Origin of the sequence: Pantoea sp. K16, assembly GCF_048452805.1 — a bacterium.
Classification (GTDB): Bacteria; Pseudomonadota; Gammaproteobacteria; order Enterobacterales; family Enterobacteriaceae; genus Pantoea; species Pantoea agglomerans.
On the sequence record NZ_JBLWNV010000001.1, the window covers coordinates 327,281 to 343,495 of the forward strand.

Annotated in this window: 18 protein-coding genes and 1 pseudogene; 7 read left to right on the forward strand and 12 right to left on the reverse strand. The window is 52.3% G+C overall.

Annotation, left to right across the window (positions count from 1 at the left end; translation table 11 throughout):
• The first annotated feature begins 85 nt into the window (after positions 1–85).
• Together ACK13D_RS01555 and eptA are read left to right on the forward strand one after the other, a co-directional pair.
• Positions 86–952 carry an SDR family oxidoreductase gene (locus tag ACK13D_RS01555; RefSeq protein ID WP_010246749.1) on the forward strand — a complete coding sequence of 289 codons (867 nt, stop codon included), beginning with the start codon at positions 86–88 and terminating at the stop codon, positions 950–952.
• Between the two features lie 516 nt (positions 953–1,468).
• Complete coding sequence (eptA, locus tag ACK13D_RS01560) at positions 1,469–3,118, forward strand: phosphoethanolamine transferase EptA (protein WP_418795494.1); 1,650 nt, start codon at positions 1,469–1,471, stop codon at positions 3,116–3,118.
• Positions 3,119–3,407: 289 nt separating this feature from the next.
• Here the strand turns inward: eptA and ACK13D_RS01565 are convergent, their stop codons facing one another.
• On the reverse strand, positions 3,408–4,154 hold the full coding sequence (locus ACK13D_RS01565; RefSeq protein ID WP_418795496.1) for an NADPH-dependent F420 reductase: 747 nt from the start codon (positions 4,152–4,154) through the stop codon (positions 3,408–3,410).
• A gap of 100 nt (positions 4,155–4,254) precedes the next feature.
• Here ACK13D_RS01565 and ACK13D_RS01570 point away from each other — a divergent pair, with 100 nt between their 5' ends.
• Positions 4,255–4,623, forward strand: a complete 369-nt coding sequence (locus tag ACK13D_RS01570; protein WP_163800087.1) for a winged helix-turn-helix transcriptional regulator — start codon at positions 4,255–4,257, stop codon at positions 4,621–4,623.
• A 174-nt stretch (positions 4,624–4,797) separates the two neighbouring features.
• On the opposite strand, the gene ACK13D_RS01575 is transcribed toward ACK13D_RS01570, so the two are convergent.
• A complete protein-coding gene (locus ACK13D_RS01575) occupies positions 4,798–5,367 on the reverse strand; it encodes a DUF4142 domain-containing protein (protein WP_022624601.1) in 570 nt (189 codons plus the stop codon).
• 463 nt (positions 5,368–5,830) lie between these two features.
• On the opposite strand from ACK13D_RS01575, the gene ACK13D_RS01580 reads away from it, so the two are divergent.
• Positions 5,831–6,340, forward strand: a complete 510-nt coding sequence (locus tag ACK13D_RS01580) for an anti-virulence regulator CigR family protein (protein ID WP_163800089.1) — start codon at positions 5,831–5,833, stop codon at positions 6,338–6,340.
• A gap of 3 nt (positions 6,341–6,343) precedes the next feature.
• On the opposite strand, the gene ACK13D_RS01585 is transcribed toward ACK13D_RS01580, so the two are convergent.
• Both ACK13D_RS01585 and ACK13D_RS01590 read right to left on the reverse strand, forming a co-directional pair.
• Positions 6,344–6,670: a helix-turn-helix domain-containing protein gene (locus ACK13D_RS01585; protein WP_163800091.1), complete on the reverse strand. Its 327-nt coding sequence runs from the start codon at positions 6,668–6,670 to the stop codon at positions 6,344–6,346.
• Positions 6,671–6,673: 3 nt separating this feature from the next.
• Positions 6,674–7,099, reverse strand: a complete 426-nt coding sequence (locus ACK13D_RS01590; protein WP_033768711.1) for a RidA family protein — start codon at positions 7,097–7,099, stop codon at positions 6,674–6,676.
• Positions 7,100–7,240: 141 nt separating this feature from the next.
• On the opposite strand from ACK13D_RS01590, the gene ACK13D_RS01595 reads away from it, so the two are divergent.
• On the forward strand, positions 7,241–7,837 hold the full coding sequence (locus ACK13D_RS01595) for a TetR/AcrR family transcriptional regulator (protein ID WP_163800093.1): 597 nt from the start codon (positions 7,241–7,243) through the stop codon (positions 7,835–7,837).
• 89 nt (positions 7,838–7,926) lie between these two features.
• Here the strand turns inward: ACK13D_RS01595 and ACK13D_RS01600 are convergent, their stop codons facing one another.
• The gene (locus ACK13D_RS01600; protein WP_033787231.1) at positions 7,927–8,496 is read right to left on the reverse strand and encodes a TetR/AcrR family transcriptional regulator; all 570 of its coding nucleotides are present in this window, start codon (positions 8,494–8,496) and stop codon (positions 7,927–7,929) included.
• 136 nt (positions 8,497–8,632) lie between these two features.
• Here ACK13D_RS01600 and ACK13D_RS01605 point away from each other — a divergent pair, with 136 nt between their 5' ends.
• The gene (locus tag ACK13D_RS01605; RefSeq protein WP_158132408.1) at positions 8,633–9,358 is read left to right on the forward strand and encodes a glutathione S-transferase; all 726 of its coding nucleotides are present in this window, start codon (positions 8,633–8,635) and stop codon (positions 9,356–9,358) included.
• Positions 9,359–9,482: 124 nt separating this feature from the next.
• On the opposite strand, the gene ACK13D_RS01610 is transcribed toward ACK13D_RS01605, so the two are convergent.
• The 7 genes from ACK13D_RS01610 to ACK13D_RS01640 form a co-directional block, all read right to left on the reverse strand.
• Positions 9,483–10,262, reverse strand: a complete 780-nt coding sequence (locus ACK13D_RS01610; protein WP_010246775.1) for an ABC transporter ATP-binding protein — start codon at positions 10,260–10,262, stop codon at positions 9,483–9,485.
• Positions 10,259–10,945, reverse strand: a complete 687-nt coding sequence (locus tag ACK13D_RS01615; protein ID WP_010246777.1) for an ABC transporter permease — start codon at positions 10,943–10,945, stop codon at positions 10,259–10,261. The genes ACK13D_RS01610 and ACK13D_RS01615 overlap by 4 nt, the downstream gene beginning before the upstream one ends.
• A gap of 9 nt (positions 10,946–10,954) precedes the next feature.
• A complete protein-coding gene (locus tag ACK13D_RS01620; RefSeq protein WP_418795501.1) occupies positions 10,955–11,680 on the reverse strand; it encodes an ABC transporter permease in 726 nt (241 codons plus the stop codon).
• A 6-nt stretch (positions 11,681–11,686) separates the two neighbouring features.
• Positions 11,687–12,535: an ABC transporter substrate-binding protein gene (locus ACK13D_RS01625; protein ID WP_187661376.1), complete on the reverse strand. Its 849-nt coding sequence runs from the start codon at positions 12,533–12,535 to the stop codon at positions 11,687–11,689.
• A gap of 21 nt (positions 12,536–12,556) precedes the next feature.
• Positions 12,557–13,744, reverse strand: coding sequence for a M20 metallopeptidase family protein (locus ACK13D_RS01630; protein ID WP_418795503.1), 1,188 nt, complete (start codon positions 13,742–13,744; stop codon positions 12,557–12,559).
• A 241-nt stretch (positions 13,745–13,985) separates the two neighbouring features.
• Entirely contained in the window at positions 13,986–14,885 is a 900-nt protein-coding gene (locus ACK13D_RS01635; protein WP_418795505.1) for an alpha/beta fold hydrolase, read from the reverse strand.
• Between the two features lie 50 nt (positions 14,886–14,935).
• Positions 14,936–15,550, reverse strand: a complete 615-nt coding sequence (locus ACK13D_RS01640; protein WP_346446735.1) for a TetR/AcrR family transcriptional regulator — start codon at positions 15,548–15,550, stop codon at positions 14,936–14,938.
• 213 nt (positions 15,551–15,763) lie between these two features.
• Here ACK13D_RS01640 and ACK13D_RS01645 point away from each other — a divergent pair.
• Positions 15,764–16,181, forward strand: a pseudogene (locus ACK13D_RS01645) (LysR substrate-binding domain-containing protein); the annotation flags it as partial.
• Positions 16,182–16,215 lie beyond the last annotated feature (34 nt).

Here is a 16,215-nt window from a genome sequence, read left to right on the forward strand (position 1 = left end):
TCGTCTCAATATTAGCGTCTATTCGTGGGAAATGGATCGGCTTATTGTTTGCTCACACCCACCCAGACATTATGGAATAAACATCATGACGATTCTTGTTACCGGCGCCACTGGCCGTGTTGGCCGCCACCTTGTCGATCAGCTTATCCACCGCGGTGCTGATTTCCGTGTTCTGACACGCGATCCGGCAAAAGCGGGCTTTGCGGACAATGTCGACGTTGTTAAAGGCGATCTGCTGGATATCGACGCCCTGCGCGCCGCCTTCAGCGGCATCAAAACGCTTTTTTTACTGAACGCGGTCGCTGCAGATGAATATACGCAGACAATCATCACGCTCAATATTGCCAGAGAGTGCGGCATTAAGCGTGTCGTCTACCTGTCGGTTTTTGGCGCAGACATTTCGGTTAACGTGCCGCATTTTGCCGTCAAATATGGTGCCGAGCGCATGCTGAAAGAGATGGGGTTTAGCGCTACTATTCTGCGCCCCACCTACTTCATCGATAATGAGGTGATGATCAAAGATGTGATCATCAACCACGGCGTTTACCCGATGCCGATCGGCATGACTGGCCTGGCAATGGTCGATACACGGGATATTGCTGAAGTGGCGGCAATTGAACTGATAAGGCGCGACCAGGCCAGCGAAGAATTACCGGTCGAAACGCTCAATCTCGTGGGGCCGGATACGCTCAACGGAGAAGAGGCAGCAGCAGCCTGGCAACAGCTTCTGGGCCGTCCGGTAATTTATGGAGGAGATAATCCGGATGTATTCGAAGCCAATATGGCGGAGTTTATGCCGCGCTGGATGGCGTATGAAATGCGGCTGATGGCTGAACGTTACGTCAGTGATGGGATGATTCCACAAGAGGGCGACCGGGAACGTCTGGTCACCCTGCTTGGCCGCCCACTGCATACCTATCGTGACTTTATTACCGCACTCGCCGGAGAGTAATCTGGATCTCTCAGGCTTAAGGACAAGCCTGTAGAGCAATGCTGCGCATGCTAACTATTACGATGCACCACTTTCAGTTGGGGAATTCAGCGGCTCATAGATTGTACTGAGCAGTATCAACAGGTACTGACACAATTTATTCTGTGAGTGCCTGTTCTTATCTTCGGCGACAGCTGCTCTCTGGCGTCTCAATTATCTCACGCCCCTATCTTATCCTTTTCAGCATCTTCACCGTAAAAGTGTGAACCCGACCACATAATAGAAAAGTTAACCGCACAAACTGTAGCAAAAGGTTAATTTTTACTTAACATTCACAATTATGAACCCTTTCTTTCCCAGGCACCTGTCATGCTCAGACCATCATCAAGTGAATGTTTTACAGTGGTAATTTCTATGATCATAGTCATTAGCTTCTTCTACCTGTGGTTCACAGCACATGAATTTTATTAATTATCACTAATCAATTCAGAAATAATCTGTATTGGCTCAATTTTTTCAAGGTTACGGAATACCTTTATGCCACGATTCACAATCAGTCAGCCCGTGATGCACCGCGTTACGTTTATTATATTATTCTCAATTTATATCTCGGTTTTTCTCAATCTCGCCTTTTACCGGCAGGCATATTCACTTATACCGCTAAATGAGCTTAAAAATATTCTTTTTTTGTTCTCCATGCCCCTTGTGGCTTTTAGCGTCATCAATATTGTGGTGACTATTGCCTCATTTCTCTGGCTGGACAGGATAACCATTGCACTATTTATCTTTGTCTCTGCCACGGCTCAGTACTTTATTCAGCACTATGGCATCATTCTTGACCGTTCAATGATCACCAACATGGTGGATACCACGCCAGCAGAAAGCATGGCGCTGCTGACGCCTAAGATGATAGTGGTAATATTTTTTACCGGCATTTTTATGGCTGTACTTGCCTTCTGGCCCGCGTTTAAAAAGTCGGTTCCGGTGTGGAAAGGAGTGCTTGAGCGCGCTTTAAGTCTGGTGATTTCTGTTGTGTTGATAGCCGTGATAGCCATGTTGTTTTATAAGGATTACGCCTCACTGTTTCGTAATAATCACGAGCTGGTGAAATCCCTGAGTCCGTCTAATTTTATTGCCGCCTCGCTCTCTTACTATAATCACCGCGAGCGGGCGAATCTTCCCCTGGTGAAAATAGGCGAAGATGCGCATCAACTCCCCCACATGCTGAACGGCCCTAAAAAAAACCTGACGATTCTGGTTGTGGGTGAAACGTCACGCGCCGCCAATTTTTCTCTGGGAGGTTATTCACGGCCAACCAATCCACTGCTGGCGGAAGATGACGTCGTCTATTTTCCTGACGTCTCCTCCTGTGGCACATCCACGGCGGTCTCCGTTCCCTGCATGTTTTCGAACATGCCGCGCAAGCACTACGATGATGCCCTGGCCAGTCATCAGGAGGGGCTACTGGATATTATTCAGCGTGCAGGGCTGAGTGTTTTATGGAATGAGAACGATGCGGGATGCAAAGGGGCCTGCGATCGGGTCCCTAATCAGGATATGACAGCCCTGAATCTTCCGGGAATGTGTATTAAAGGCGAGTGCTATGATGAGGTGCTTTTCCATGGTCTGGAGGAGTATATCAAACAGCTTCAGGGCAATGGTCTTATCGTTCTGCATACTATTGGCAGCCACGGGCCAACCTACAACCATCGTTACCCCCCGGCGTTCCGAAAATTCACGCCCACCTGTGAAACCAAACAGATTCAGGAATGTTCTCAGGCCCAGCTGATTAATACTTATGACAATACCATCCTGTATGCGGACTATATCGTCGACAAAGCGATTGAATTACTCAAAGCCCATCAGGAGGAGTTTACGACCAGTCTGGTTTATCTTTCCGATCATGGTGAGTCGCTGGGAGAGAAAGGTGTCTATCTGCATGGCCTGCCCTATGCTATCGCGCCTGAAGCCCAGACTCGCGTGCCGCTGCTTATCTGGCTTTCACCCGATTACCAGCAGCGTTATGCCGTGGACTACAAATGCCTGAGCCAGCAAGCCACCACGCAAAAATATTCTCAGGACAACCTTTTCTCAACCATGCTGGGCATTACAGGTGTTCAGACTCGGGAATATGTCAGTTCTGACGATATAGTGGCGACATGCAGAAATAAGTCGGGTCAAAAATGAGAGTGATAAAGCCCCGGAACGGGGCTTTAATCTGACAGGACGATATCTGAATAATCAGAAGGGCCGGGGGATAAACCATTGGCCGTCGATTATCACAGTCAGGTTTGCTCAGAGATTTCTCTCACCTGAACGACACAGTGTGGCTATCTGATATTGATTAAAGCGAACCCGACGCGAGCCTCAACGGCATCATGATTATGGCAGTGCCGATAAAGAATACGAAATCAGTGAATTATTAAGTCACCTTAGCCAGATCATCAACGCAGACAGATTATTCTTCCCAGGAAATTCAAACCGGCCAGTTTATGGCACGGTTGTTTTCGATAATATCCTGATGAGAGGGCGCATCACCCAGCGTCGCGAAACTGGCATAAAGCTGTGGCAACCGAGCCTGACCTTCTCCCTTTCTGGCCAACGCCAGAGCTCGCAGCATCACGGGCGCTTCCCAGTCACAGCAGTAACAAGGCGTGCAGGGCTGCTGACGCCATGATTCAGCGATAGTCCCAGAGAACACAGGATCAAAACCGGTGTCGTTAACCAGTGACATGGCCGTCTGCACAGCATCAGGATGATCTCCCGCTACGGCAACTGCCAGACGACCCCGACTTCCCTGTGGCTGGCCCAGATCGGCGAGCGAGTCGGCAAGGATGTTATTAAAAGCTTTAACCAAAGGGTGCCCGATTTGCTCCTGAACCCATTCGCTTTCGGTCTGCCCATTATCCAGTGCAGTAATCGGTGCATCGCGCAGGCCAGGATAGTAGTTGCTGGTGTCGATCACCGGGACATGGGTTGGAAGGTGATCGAAAAGCCCATCAGGCAGGCTGCTAAGTGCCGGCAGCGGAATGGAGAGAATTACGGCTTCGACGTCTGTAACCGCTCCCCTGATGTCTGTGGGTTCTGCATTAATTTCACCCGCGAAATCACGCACGCCATCAATTCCGCGTGAGTTAGCGATTTTTACCTTGTGCCCCGCTTCACTGAGCTTACGTGCCAGGGTTCCACCGATATTACCTGTGCCAATTACGCCGATTTTCATATTTCGCTCCTGATTCTGTGATTAAGTGAGATACCCTATATATTCACTGAATAAACAACAAGAACCGACAAAATAGTGGGTTACTAACCTGAAGGTAAGTATGGAAAGAGACTGGCGTTGTGATATTCCGGAGCAGCGACTGGTGTGGGCTCAGGCTACCACCGAAGCGCTGAAGATTATTGAAGGAAAATGGAAGACAATTATTATCTGTCAGCTTTTCGCCGCTAAAGGCCCGCTGCGCTTTTCAGAGCTGGAGCGCCGGATTGAGGGCGTAAATCAAAAAATGCTGATCCAGCAGCTTAAGCAACTGGAACAGGATGGCATCGTGACTCGCACGGTTTATCCCGAAGTCCCTCCGCGTGTTGAGTACTCACTTACCGATCTGGGTAAAGCGCTTGGGCCATCAATGACTGCTCTGATTGACTGGGCCTTCCTGCGTCGTGAAACGCTGGGGCTTGATGGCGCCTGAAGCTCGCATTTCAACCCAGTTATACCGATGTGGCTGAGCGCAGGGCATGGCTGTTCAGGCCAAGACTGGCGTAACGAGAAAGAAATTCCAGCCGATGGTGGATTATGTCGTTTCTGGCTGGTCCCGATGATCCCGTAACAGCGCTTGCGGATAATTCGGAACCGGCCAGCCCGGTTACATCGCCATGTGCTGGGCGGATTTCAGATGCTGTTCTACAACAGGGGTATGCGCGTCGGCCAGCGCTTTCACATCCGGATCCTTTATCTTCGTCGCGTCACTCTTCAGCGTCGACAGCACCATCTTATGATCCATTATTCCGGCATTTTCCATATACATTTTGTCAAAGGCAGCGCCGCTCTGCTTTTCCAGCTTGTCGGCCATGGCCTTATGTTTAGCGTCTGGCGCAGTCGGTAATGTCACCTCTTTTTGCTTAGCAACCGCCTGAACTTTTGTCAGAGCACTGCCATGATCTTCGACCATCTTCTGTGCAAAGGTTTTAACTTCTGCGCTTTGTGTTTTGTTCAGCGCAATTTTGGCGGCGGCAATTTCATTGATATTGGCCTGCGCCATATCCTTCAGTGCTTTTTCATCACCAGGGCTGAGCTTGTCATTCTTTACGGTCTGCGGTGTATTCCCGCCCTGCGGGGCGCTTGTCTGCGTCTCAGCCTGTACGGTGGCAGTGCTGCACAGAGCGACGACGGCTGATATAGCCAGCCATCCTTTATAGCTTTTATTATTTTTCATTTTGTAATCCTGAATATTATGGGAAGACCGATATCAGAAAAGTTCTCCTCAAAATTACCTGCTCCGTCTCATGAGTCGACATGGTTTCTGTCTCGCTTAAGGTACCTTACGTAGCAGAGTTATTAAGCGTTGTAGTAATGTCAGGTAATCGCAAGTATAAACAATGCATTGCAGCAGCATAAAAATAACGAAAATGTATTCCGCCTCGCTTAAAGCCGAAAATTTATCTATTGTTAGCAAGGGCTTCAGCATAAAGTTTATACGAAATATCAAAACATCGTACAGCTTTTCTTTGATTAGTTTGAGATAATTCTTAAGGTTGCTATGTGGTTGTCGGCCGTTTAATGCTGGGTAATAACTAACAGGTGACATAATAATGTGAAGAGGTTGAGCTCATGTTACCTCCTTACATCGCTTTATATTTTCTGGTTCAGATTACTGAATAATATTAAGGAAAGATTACATGCTCAAATCTCGCGCTTTAAAAGCCGCATTTGCGGTGGTGATATCTTGTACCGTGCTTGCTGCGCCCGTTTTCGCAAATCCGGGCAACGGCAACGGTGGTGGCGGTCAGGGTAATGGTAATAGCGGAAACCCGGGTAATAACGGCAAAAGCGGAGAGCACGGAAACAAGGGGCATGGTAATGCGGGTCCGAAAGAAAAACATGGAAATCGTAAGAACGCAGGACGACCCGATCACGTCGAGTCAGATATCAACTACTCTCTTGCACGTAAACTTGCCGTCAATTATGGCCTTGTCGGCTATCAGTCTTTGCCGCCAGGAATAGCTAAAAAAGTTGCGCGTGGTAAACCTTTGCCTCCGGGTATCGCCAAAAAAAGTTTGCCAGCATCAATGCTAAATGAGCTGCCCTATTACCCTGGTTACGAATGGCGATCTGTCGGAGATAATCTTGTGCTGATAGCCCTGAGCACCGCTGTCGTGACCGCCGTAATTAATGGGGTTTTCGATTAACCTTCAAAACTTTTTCGAATGGGTTAACTTTCCTGGTGAAGCGCCAGTAACACGCTTAAATGCTTTTCTGAAGGCGCTCTCCGACTCATATCCCAGTGCGGCAGAAACGCCTGAAATCGTCTCGTCTGAATTTTGCAGATGATTGCTGGCGAGCGGCATCCTCCATTGCGTCAGATATTCTATGGGAGTAATTCCAACCGTCTGACCAAAATGTTTTGCAAATGCAGCGCGGGACATCCCTGTATGTGATGCCAGCTTATTTAACGTCCGGCATGTCATCGCAGCGCCCGTCTCCGGTGTAAAGTACCTGACAGGCAGATTGCCACTCATGCTTTATGCACTCTGTGACAGGCTCCGTTGGTCCCGTTGATCGGGAATGCGCGCAATCACCTTAATTTCAAAATCAAATCCCGCCAGCCACGTCACACCCACCGCTGTCCAGTTAGGATAAGGAGGCTGCGGAAAAACGCGCTGCTTTATCTGCATGATGGTTTCGAACTGATGCTCCGGATCGGTGTGAAATGTGGTGACATCGATCAGATCGTCAAAGGTACACCCTGCCGCAGCGAGCGTGGCTGCCAGATTCTCAAATGCCCGTTCTACCTGAGCAGCAAAATCGGGCTCCGGCGTGCCGTCGGCACGGCTGCCCACCTGACCAGAGACAAACAGCAGATCGCCTGAGCGGATAGCCGCTGAATAACCATGTTGCTCATAGAGAGCGTGACGATTAGCAGGAAAAATGGGTTCGCGGGTGATCATAGAATTTCCTCAATAGCCTTTAGCGGATTGCAGGATGCAGCGCACACGAGTTTGATTTAATATACGCGGCGTATGTCACATTAATCACACATACGCCGAGTATGTCAATTAATATACCTCGCGTATGTGAAAGGAGAGTGTATGGCCGTTAAACGTCGCGCTGAAACAATGGAAGAGAACCGGGCAAAACTGATTGCAGCAGCACGCAAAGCCTTTGCCGAAAAAGGCTTTGCCGCTGCGTCAATGGATGAACTGACGGCCAGCGTAGGTCTGACACGCGGGGCGCTCTACCACAATTTTGGTGATAAAAAGGGGCTGCTTGCGGCGGTCGTCGCACAGGTTGATGGCGACATGGCCCAGCAGGCTAAAGCGGCAGCGTCTGGGGTGAGCGATGCGTGGGAGAAGCTGGTGGCGGAAGGCATCGCCTACATCCGCATGGCAATGGATGCCGAAGTGCAACGCATTGTGCTGCGCGATGGCCCGGCTTTTCTGGGAGATCCTTCGCAATGGCCCAGCCAGAACAGCTGCCTGGAAGCCACGCGTGAAACGATTACCCGTCTTATCGACAGCGGGATAATGAAGCCGGTCGACGCCGATGCCGCCGCTCATCTGCTGAACAGCGCGGCGCTGAATGCCGCACTGTGGGTCGCTTCCAGCAGCGAGCCGGAAAAGGCGCTGCCAAACATGATCGACGTGTTCACACAACTGGCAGGCGGCTTGCGCCATAGTGCGATTTAACCCTGAATGCTCACTGCTGCTTTCACTGATAGCCCTGAAGCTCTGAGTGCTGACGCCTGCATCTCTTTCAGGCGCGGTGTCGTTTTAATTCAGTGTGACAGCGGAATCAGGCCGCTCTCCTGATAGGTCGCAATCAGGTTATCAAAAATGGTTATATCCTGGCGCGTGCGGGCTATTAACTGCGCGCCAGCAACTGCGGTGTAAATTGCCAGCGCACGCTGCGCATTTTTCTCCGCGTTATCGGGCGACTTTTCGCAAAGGACCTCTGTCAGCCACTCGACGTTCGCATCGACAAAACACTGAACCTCACGCTTCACTTCCTCGGGCAGATCTTCATATTCCGCCGCCATAAAGCTGGAGAGACAGAGCCGGTTGGCATCTTCAAGCGACTTGCGGAAAATCTGCGGATAGCGCTGCAACGCTTCATCCGGTGAGGCACTTTGCTCGCGTATAGTCTTTAAATCCTCAGCCGTATCCTGCCAGTATCGGTTGGCAACCGCGGCTCCCAGATTGGCCTTACTGGCGAAGTGATAATAGATACTGGCATTCTTGATGCCTACCTCGTCAGCGATGCTGCGAAAATTAATCCCGTTATAGCCATGATTCTGGGCAGCACTTTTTGCTGCGGCCAGAATGGCTTCACGCGCGTTCAGGCTCATAACTCAGTTTTCCTTCAGGAGGTGGAGACGCATTATAAGGGGAAAATATTTACCTGCCAACTGGTAGACAGGGATTGACAGGAGAAAAGTTCGGCATCACAATCCACCTACCAATTGACAGGTAGGTAACTCAATCATGACTGATATCCACAATGCATCTGCAGTTCCGTCACTCCCCGCGATGAAGATTTATGACTGGTATGATGGCCCTTATCCTGCACGGGTCAGGATTGCCCTGGCGGAAAAGGGATTACTTTCTGAGGTCGAATTTATTCCGGTCAACCTGTGGAAAGGTGAGCATAAAAAACCTGAATTTTTAGCGATCAATTATTCAGGAACACTGCCGGTTCTAGCGCTGAATGACGGAACGCTGATCGCTGAATGCACCGCCATTACGCAATATCTCGATGTGCTGGATGAGAATCCGGTTCTGACTGGCGTCACGCCGGCAGAAAAAGGCGTTATCCATATGATGACCAAACGGGCTGAGATCGAATTTCTTGATGCGGTCAGCGTCTATTTCCATCATGCCACAGCAGGACTGGGGCCGGAGGTGGAGCTCTTTCAGAATCCGGAATGGGGTGCGAAGATGCGTGAAAAGGCCATCAGAGGGATGCACTACTTTGACGGCGTTTTACGCTCACAACCTTATGTCGCGGGCAATACATTTTCGATGGCGGATATCGCCGTAACCGGCGGAATGATTTTCGCGGCTTTGGTGAATCTTGCTGTTCCTGACGAGTGTCGCGCCCTGAAAGCGTGGTATGCAAAAATCCAGAGCCGCCCCAGCTATCAGCAATGGCAGGCAATGGTTGAAGCGGGCCGCCCTGCTGCTGCTGCATCGTCTCAGGACCGGGCGTAAGATCGCGCTGATCGTTCTGGATAACGTGGTCTGGCGGCTATTAAAAAAACCCCGGGAAATCTTCCGGGGTTTTGTGATCTCAAAACATGAAATTTCCGCGCGTCAGCCTTATCAGAATGCCGCTTCAGCCTGCATTGCGCTCAAAGTGGCTATTTACAAAGGCGCGGCAGCGTGGCGAGATCGGATCGAGAAACACCTGCTCCGGTGAACCGGACTCCTCAATCATGCCCTGGTGCAGAAACACCGCTTTGTTCGACACGTCACGTGCAAAGCCCATTTCATGGGTGACGATAATCATGGTACGTCCCTCTTCCGCCAGACTGCGGATCACCCGCAATACTTCGCCCACCAGCTCCGGATCCAGCGCTGAAGTTGGCTCATCGAACAGTATCGCTTTCGGCTGCTGCGCCAGCGCCCGTGCAATCGCCACACGCTGCTGCTGTCCGCCGGAAAGCTGCGACGGCCAGGCGTCGCGTTTTGCATAGAGTCCCACTTTATGGAGCAGCGCTTCTGCTTCTTCAATCGCCTCTTTATGGCTGCGCTTCTGCACATGAACCGGCGCTTCAATGATGTTCTGCATCACCGTTTTATGCGGCCACAGGTTGAAGCTCTGAAATACAAAGCCGAGTTGCATTCGCATCAGCTTGATGCGACGGCGCTGCTCGCGGCTCAGTTTTTCGTCGGCGTTATCCAGCGTGACGTTCACCTCGCCTACCGCAATTTCGCCTGCCTGCGGCACTTCAAGAAACGGAATGCAGCGTAGCAGCGTACTTTTCCCCGACCCACTGGCTCCAATCAGCGATATCACATCGCCATCCTGCGCGGTCAGGCTGATGTCGTGCAGCACTTCGTGTCCCGCATAACTCTTTCTGAGATGACTCAGCATGATGGTAGGTGCGGTCATGAGCGTGCTCCAAAATAGTAAGGTGATAAGCGTCGTTCCAGCATCGATACGCCTTTGCTGACCAGCATGGTAAGTATCAGGTAGATCACCGCCGCGCTCAGGAACACCTCCAGCGCCCGGAAAGTGGAAGAGACTATCGAGTCGGCAATGCCGGTCATCTCCATCAGGCTGATAGTGCTGACCAGCGACGTTGCTTTGATCATCGAGATGATCTCATTGCTGTAGGCCGGCAATGCCTGTCGAATCGCAATCGGTAAGGTGATACGGGTAAAGATTTTATACGACGACATGCCTGAGACTTTAGCGGCCTCCAGCGACTGCTGACTGACGGCACGCAGCCCGCCGCGCAGGATCTCCGAGGTATAGGCGGCATCATTGAGAATCAGCGCCAGTAAGCCGCACCAGTAGGGATCGCGCAGCAGCGGCCAGAACAAGCTTTCCCGCACCGCCGGTAAACTGCCCAGGCCGTAATAGACCATAAAGATCTGGATCAGCAGTGGCGTACCGCGAAATAGCCAGACGTAGAAGCGACAGAAAACGCTGCCAACACGCGTCATGCGCAGCAGGTTAAGCAGCAGCGCCAGCACGCCGCCGCCAAAGAGTGAGAGCAGCGCCAGGTTGATGGTCAGCGGCAATCCTTTCAGCAGCGCCAGCAGCGTCTGCTGTAAAAACATGATATCCACGTGGACTCCTTACCCCTTCACGCGCTGTTGACCGCGCATCGCAAACTTTTCCACGTAGCGGAAAACCATATCGGAACAGGTGGTGATAATCAGGTAGATCACCGCACCCACGCTGTAGAAGAAAAAGGACATCTGGGTGGAGTTGGCTGCGGTGGAGACCTGGTTCATGGTTTCCACCAGCCCGGTTACCGAGACCAGCGCCGACTCTTTGATCACCGATTGCCACTGGTTGCCCATGCCGGGCAGCGCTGTGTGTAACGCCTGCGGCACGATGATGCGGCGAAACATCATCAGCCGTCCCATGCCGGTCACGGTCGCCGCTTCCAGCGTTCCGCCGGGAATGGCGTAGAAGGCGCCACGGAATACCCCGCTCTGATAGGCTCCAGAGATCAGCCCGATGGCAATCGCGCCCGCCACAAAACCGTTCACATCAAACGGTCCCTGGAAGCCCAGCGCGGTGCCCACGGTGGAGACCACCTGTCGTCCACCGAAATAGAAGAGGTAGATCACCAGCAGTTCCGGCACGCCGCGAAACAGTGTGATATAGCCTGCCGCCAGTCGCTGCTGCCAGCGTGAACCGGCAATCTGCATCCAGCAGAGCACGCTGCCCAGCAACGCCCCCAGCAGCCAGGCGCAGAGTGACACGCTAACGGTGACGGCGGCGGCGTTAAGCAGCACGCCACCCCAGCCCTCATCTCCGAAGCCCAGTATCTGCCAGTCAATATTCATCAGCATCAGCGGTTACGCTTTCGGCGCGACATCTTCGCCAAACCATTTGATCGACAGTTTGCTCAGCGTCCCATCTTTGATCATGGAGTCCAGCGCCTGATTCAGCACCTGCTGCAGCTCACTGTTGCCTTTACGCAGACCAATCGCCGAGCCTGCGCCGAGCACGCCACCGGAGAAGCCATAGCCGCTGCTGCTGATCGCCTCAGCATGTTTTTTCACAAAGGCGTTGAGATTGGTACGAGACGCCATGACGGCATCCACCCGGCCATTCATCAGGTCGGCGAAGGTTTCAGGACCCGCCTGATAGGTGCGGATAGTGGCAACGTCGCCCAGGTATTTCTGCAGGAAATCCGCCTGAATGGTGGCGACCTGCACCGCGATGGTTTTCCCTTTGAAGGTGGTTTTCAGATCGTCGATCGCTTTTTTCATGCCGGCGTCATCATCCGCCGTCACAATCGTGCCGCTGCCTGGCAGCGTGGCCAGCGGGCTTTTTTTCGCAGTCACAAAGCTGGAGACACTGACGGTGTACTGATGGGTAAAATCGATCGCTTCAGCACGTTTTGGCGTTACGGTCACCGCATCGATCACCGCATCATATTTACCGTCGATAAGACCCGGGATCATGCCCGACCATTTCTGGGCGATAATTTCATATTTAAAGCCAGCACGTTTAGCCAGCTCCGCCACCATATCCGGCTCATAGCCGACGATTTTTCCGCTCGGTGTGGTCTGGTTGAACGGAGGATAAGCCGCTTCAGTCGCAAACTTCAGGGTGCCGAAATCTTTCGCATGGCTGAACGCGGAAGTGGCGAGCAGTGCCACGGTCAGAGAAGCCGTGAACAGGCGGTTACGCATCATCATATAAACCTCATTTATTTATTATTAAGAGAGTAAATCAATTGCAAGGCGGGTCAGCGCCTGCGTCCCGGCGGTAATGCTGCGTTCGTCCGGCTGATAGTCGGAGTTATGCAGGTGATCGTCACGGCCCGGCGTGGCCGATCCAATATGAATCTGGCAGCCCGGTACCCGTTCCGTGAACAGTGAAAAATCTTCGGCTCCAAAGCTGGCGCTGGGCTGCGCGATGATAGGCTTATCAAACTGATGCGACAGAATCTGTTCCAGTGAATCGATCAGGCGATCGTCATTCATCAGAGGCGGCACGCCGCGATGGAAGTTAACCTCCACCCGCACGTTTTGCGCCAGCGCCACCCCTTCGCACATCCGTTTAAACGAGGTTTCCATAGCAGCGCGTACTTCCGGCGACTTAGTACGGATGGTGCCCTGAAACAGGCAGCTATCGGGAATGATATTGTGGGTGGTACCACCCTGAATGTGCCCGATGGTCAATACGGCGGAGTGAGCGGGATCGCGTTCACGCGAGATGAGGGTCTGTAGCTGGCTGATGAGATGCACGGTCGCGATGATCGGATCGGTGCCCATGTGCGGACGTGCCGCGTGGGTCGATACGCCATGCACCGTAATGTCAAATTCATCGCTGGAGGCAGTGCTGGCCCCGCGCGTCAGGGCGACTTCCCCCGCAGCCAGTTCAGGCTTGTTATGCAGGGTCACGGCCCAGTCGATGCCATCTGCCGCGCCGTCCGCGATCATCGCCTCAGCGCCACTTTCTGGCGTCTCCTCCGCGGGCTGGAATATCAGCCGGACCCGGCCTTTGAGCTGCTGACGATAGTGCGGCAGGATCGTTGCGACACCCAGCATCGTTGCGGTGTGAATATCATGCCCACAGGCGTGCATTTTTCCGGGATAGCGGCTGGCAAACGGTAAACCGGTCTGCTCATGTATCGGCAACGCGTCCATGTCGGCGCGCAACAGCAGCGTCTTACCCGGCTCTGCGCCGTCGATATCCACCACAACACCGCTGCGGCCAACGCCGGTGCGGGGATTAAGTCCCAGCGCCTGCAGATACTCTGTGACCAGACTGGCGGTGCGCAGCGTATCAAAGCCTAATTCCGGATGCGCATGGATATCACGTCGAATCGCCACTAACTGCGATTCAAGTTCATTAACTCTGGCTTTTATTTCCCCGGCCAGTCGTGCTTTTTCCTGATTCATAGCAGCCCCGGCAATATGCGATCGGCACTCTGCTGCCGACCGCTATTTTAATCTCATCCTGATGGCGGACGTTGATGACCGTTTATTTATTCACAGCACGCGACAGAAAGCAACGCGCAACAGCCTGCTCTACATACTTAAAAATCAATAAGATAGTGTTATTTATTGGAAACCTGTATGAGATAACAGCGGATCAGCAATAATATTAATAATCCGCCACACGACATTACTTTCCCTACTGTCACTGAGGTGATATTTCGCTTTTATCCGGAGAGGTAATAAAGAAGTCTGCCAGTATTTCCGCTAATTTCTCGGGTTGTTCGTCGGGAATAAAATGACCGCAGTTGAGAACAGTTTCAATGCTTACCTGATGCGCTACGGTGCGCAGCGGGGTGGCCATATCGGGTATCGATCCCTGGTCGGCACTGACAGCCAGCAGCGGTAAAGCCAGTTTGCCTTTTAACGCGCGCTGTCGATTCTGCTCTGCCGACTGTGCAAAAGCGCGGTAAAAAGCCAGTCCGGCCCGCAGGGCCCCGGGCTGCTGAAAAACGCGCAGATATTCATGACGGGCCGCCGCATCTATGCGATGTGGATTGGCTGACTTACGGTTAAAAAACCAGTCCAGGTAGATCGCCTCTCTGCCAGTGATCAGCGCTTCCGGTAAATCATCCACACAGTGAAATCCAAAATGCCAGGTTTTCCAGGCGCTATCACCCACCATTGGCAGTAAGTCAGGCAGCGTGATACCGGGAATGCCGCCATCCAGCAGCGCGAGACGGTTGACCTTTTCGGGATGGCCTGCCGCCAGTGACCAGGCGACCCACGCCCCGATATCATGCCCGGCCAGATGAAAGCGTTCGATACCCAGCTGGTTCAGCAGCGCCAGTATGCGCTCTGCCACGCTGTCAGTGTCGTAACCACTGGCTGGAAAGTCAGAATCACCCTGCCCTGGCAGGTCGGGTGCGATCACATGAAAGCGGCTGGCAAGCAAGGGAATAACCTCCCGCCAGGCATAACTGCTTTGCGGGAAACCCGCGAGCAAAACCACAGCCTCAGCGTGTTCACTGCCTGCGCTGAGGTAGTGCAGCCGCTGCGAGTCAATGTTAATAAAGTGGTGCTGGTAGAGTGGATATTCGTGCATAAAACCTCCGGATAATAAGGAAACGATCGATTCCTTAATGTGTAAAAAATTTAGTCGAGTAACTTCAGCGCCAGGGGGACGATGCTGGCATCGGGCCGGGTCGCAGCAACTTTACCGGCGACCCGCATCCCCAGAACAATGCAAAGCATTAGCGAAGCGGTGGCGTCTCTGTCCAGTGCAGGATTGACCGAACCATCCTGCTGACCCAGGCTGATTATCTGCTGCAGATTCTGCTGGTTGCGTATCAGCGCCGCGCTGACGGCTCCGGCAAGTTCCTCATCCAGAGTTTGCAGCTCCACGGCGCTGACAGCCACCAGACAGCCGCGCTCACCTTCGACATCGCGCACTGAATCCACATAAAAATTGAGTAGCGCCGCCAGTTGCTCACGGCCATTTTCACATTGCGCCAGCCGCGCGGCTAAACTGCTGTTGCGCATTGAGAGATAACGAGCGAAGACGTTTGCAAACAGCGTGCGCTTGTCGGTAAAAGCTTTATAGATGCTGCCGGTAGTGAGCTGCATAGCCTGGCCCAAATCGCCGATCGAGGTGGCGTGATAGCCCTTTTGCCGGAATACCAGCATTGCGCTGTCCAGTGCCGCATCGGTATCAAACGCCCGCGGTCGTCCCCGCTCTTTATAACGGTTATCGTTCATCGCTAACACCATTAGAGAATGATCATTTCCTTAAAGATAGACTGATTTGTCCGCCAGATAAAGGCTTTCTTATGCCTGGGGCTCGCCTGGAAATGGAACCCGCCCCTCACCATGACCTTCTCAGATAAAACTCCGTATCGACGGCGTGTGAAAGGCATAGGCCCAGACATGTTCGGCACGTCAGGCACGCCGTTTTAATCTCGCGTTATCTAATCAGGCCCATCTGAGCCACGTATTGCCGATCTTGAGCAGGAGCTGGGAACTCTGGTTCAACTCAATGGAATGCCCTCTGGCAATATCCGCTTTTCCGCAGGGGAGCATGCAGCTCGAACTCTCGTATGACCGAAATTAAAACCTTTATCACGGGGAGTTTGAGAAGGAAGGAAAATCGTTACGTGTCAGAGTTGAAGAACAGATCACGTTTAATTTTCTGTCAGAAAGAATCGATGCCGTATTATCGGGTTTTGGTATTGCCTGTGTTCCTGAAGATACGATCAGGGAGCATGTAAAATCCGGAAAGCTAATTCAGATTCTGCAGGATTGGTGCCCTGCATTTCCCGGTTATTATCTCTGTTACCCGAGCCGTAAACAGCATCCGCCCGCTTTTGCGCTGATGATAGATGCGCTTCGGTACCCGGAATAGCGGGTCTGCAATTCGATGCAGACCCGCATGAATC